The sequence below is a fragment of the Streptomyces sp. SID11385 genome (genome assembly GCF_010548245.1).
In the GTDB taxonomy this organism is placed as follows: domain Bacteria; phylum Actinomycetota; class Actinomycetes; order Streptomycetales; family Streptomycetaceae; genus Streptomyces.
In genome coordinates, this window is record NZ_JAAGLR010000390.1 from 1 (window position 1) to 2,572 (window position 2,572).

A 2,572-nucleotide genomic window follows, 5' to 3' on the forward strand; every position below is an offset into this window, starting at 1 on the left:
CGGCGACGAGCGTGACGCGGGCGCCGCGCGCCGCCGCGGTCCGCGCGAGCGCGTAGCCCTGCTTGCCCGAGGAGCGGTTGCCGAGGAAGCGGACCGGGTCGAGGGCCTCGCGGGTGCCGCCCGCGCTGATGAGGACGTGCCGTCCGGCGAGGTCCTGGGGCGCGTCGGGGCGGGCGAGGACCTGGCGGCAGTACGCGAAGATCTCGGCCGGGTCGGGGAAGCGGCCCTTGCCGGTGTCGGCGCCGGTGAGGCGGCCCGAGGCGGGCTCGATGACGTGGACGCCGCGGCGGCGCAGCGTCGCGACGTTCTCCTGGGTCGCCGCGTGCTCCCACATCTCGGTGTGCATCGCGGGGGCGAGGACGACGGGGCAGCGGGCGGTGAGGAGGGTGTTGGTGAGGAGGTCGTCGGCGAGGCCGTGCGCGGCCTTCGCGAGCAGGTCGGTCGTGGCGGGCGCGACGATCACGAGATCGGCCTCCTGGCCGAGGCGGACGTGCGGGACCTCGTGGACGCTCTCCCACACCTCGGTGCTCACCGGCTGCCCGGACAGGGCCGCCCAGGTGGCGGCGCCGACGAAGTGCAGGGCCGCCTCGGTCGGCACGACCCGTACCTCGTGGCCGGTCTCGGTGAGCCGCCGCAGCAGCTCACAGGCCTTGTACGCGGCGATCCCGCCACTGACGCCCAGCACTACCTTCGGCTTCGTCACCGCTCACTCCCGGCTCGGTCGGGTACGCCTCCAGGAGCGCACCGCCTGATCGCGGCGCGACGGATGTGCGCACCGCCTGATCACTCTTCACCCATCACACACCACGGGCCCGGCAGCGGTGCTGCCGGGCCCGTGGTGGACGGCCGTCCGGTCGGTGCCGGAGGGCCTGGGGCTCACTGGACCGGGTTCTCCGTGGCCTCGGAGGTGAGCAGGCCCGCGTTGATCTCGCGGAGAGCGATCGAGAGCGGCTTCTCGTGGACGTGGGTGTCCACGAGCGGGCCGACGTACTCCAGCAGGCCCTCGCCGAGCTGGGAGTAGTACGCGTTGATCTGGCGAGCACGCTTGGCCGCGTAGATCACGAGGCTGTACTTCGAGTCCGTGGCTTCGAGCAGCTCGTCGATCGGCGGGTTGATGATGCCCTCGGGCGTGGTGATGGAAGAGGACACGCTCTGCCTTCCGACGGGGGGAAAAGAAAATTATGAGACGGATGTCAAGGCTAGCAGCTCGCGGGAGACGTCCTCGACCGCCGTGTTGACGAGGGTCACGTCGAACTCGGATTCCGCGGCGAGTTCGACACGGGCGGCGGCGAGCCGGCGCTCGATGACCTCGGGCTCCTCGGTGCCGCGCCCGGTGAGGCGGCGCACCAGTTCCTCCCAGCTCGGCGGGGCGAGGAAGACGAGCCGGGCCTCGGGCATGGAGGCGCGCACGAGGCGGGCACCCTGGAGATCGATCTCCAGGAGGACCGGTTCGCCGCGCTCCAGGCGCTCGGTGACGGCGGCGCGCGGCGTGCCGTAGCGGTTGCCCGCGAACTCGGCCCATTCGAGCAGTTCACCGTTGGCGACGAGCTTGTCGAACTCCTCGTCCGAGACGAAGAAGTACTGCACCCCGTGCTGCTCCCCTGGGCGGGGCCTGCGGGTCGTGGCCGAGACGGAGAGCCAGATCTCGGGGTGTTCCTTGCGCAGGTGCGCGACGACCGTGCTCTTGCCGACCCCGGAGGGTCCTGAGAGCACGGTCAGCCGTGGACGAGCGTCCGCGGGTACTGCGGGGGACGTCCCCGGGGTTGAAGCAGCCATGAAGCGATTATTCCAGTCCCGGCCGGATGCCGGGGACGGAGGTGCCGGAGTGCCGGGGACCTGGGCCCCCGGCACTCCGCCGCGCTCAGGCCGCGGTGCTGCCGAACTCGCGCTCCAGGGAAGCGATCTGGTTGGAGCCGAGACCCCGCACGCGACGGCTCTTGGAGATGCCGAGACGCTCCATGATCTGGTTGGCGCGGACCTTGCCGACGCCGGGAAGCGACTCAAGGAGGGCGGAGACCTTCATCTTGCCGATGACGTCGTTCTCCTGGCCCTGCTTGATGACCTCGTGGAGGGAGGCACCGGAGTGCTTGAGCCGGTTCTTGACCTCGGCCCGCTCCCGGCGAGCCGCGGCGGCCTTTTCGAGCGCGGCTGCGCGCTGTTCAGGGGTAAGGGGCGGAAGAGCCACGCCTACGTCACCTCGGATGTCGAACTTGTCGGATACGGACCGGTGCGACCGCGGGCGGTCTCACCACCGGGTGAGCAGGCGAACCGGAATCGGCGCTCGTCCGCTCTCGACGGAGACTAGCGGCACAAGGGGCCCGAGTCAGCGAGAACAGCGGAAAAGTCCAGGTCAGCTGAGGTTGGCGGGGATATTTGGGGCAAAACATGCCACTTTTCGGGGTGTGGCGCCAAGATTTCCTGGCGCCGGGACCGGAGTCCGAGGCTCCGGCTGCGGAATTCGGGGCCCCGGCGCCGAAGTCGCAGGGCTCGCAGGGTGTGTGGCGCACGGCCCGCGCCTCCTCGCCGCCCCGCGCGCCCCGGCACGCCCTCGCGCGGCGGGGCGGGGCGCGGG

The 2,572-nt window shown here is 71.2% G+C and carries 4 protein-coding genes; all 4 read right to left on the reverse strand.

Annotated features, from left to right (window positions below):
- Positions 1-703: bifunctional phosphopantothenoylcysteine decarboxylase/phosphopantothenate--cysteine ligase CoaBC (gene coaBC / locus G3I42_RS11870; protein ID WP_343244524.1), on the reverse strand; the 703-nt coding region annotated here is incomplete at its 3' end.
- A gap of 173 nt (positions 704-876) precedes the next feature.
- On the reverse strand, positions 877-1,149 hold the full coding sequence (gene rpoZ, locus G3I42_RS11875; protein WP_008748975.1) for a DNA-directed RNA polymerase subunit omega: 273 nt from the start codon (positions 1,147-1,149) through the stop codon (positions 877-879).
- Between the two features lie 30 nt (positions 1,150-1,179).
- The gene (gene gmk / locus G3I42_RS11880) at positions 1,180-1,776 is read right to left on the reverse strand and encodes a guanylate kinase (RefSeq protein ID WP_164285211.1); all 597 of its coding nucleotides are present in this window, start codon (positions 1,774-1,776) and stop codon (positions 1,180-1,182) included.
- Positions 1,777-1,861: 85 nt separating this feature from the next.
- Complete coding sequence (locus G3I42_RS11885; protein WP_007829338.1) at positions 1,862-2,185, reverse strand: integration host factor; 324 nt, start codon at positions 2,183-2,185, stop codon at positions 1,862-1,864.
- Between the last annotated feature and the right edge of the window lie 387 nt (positions 2,186-2,572).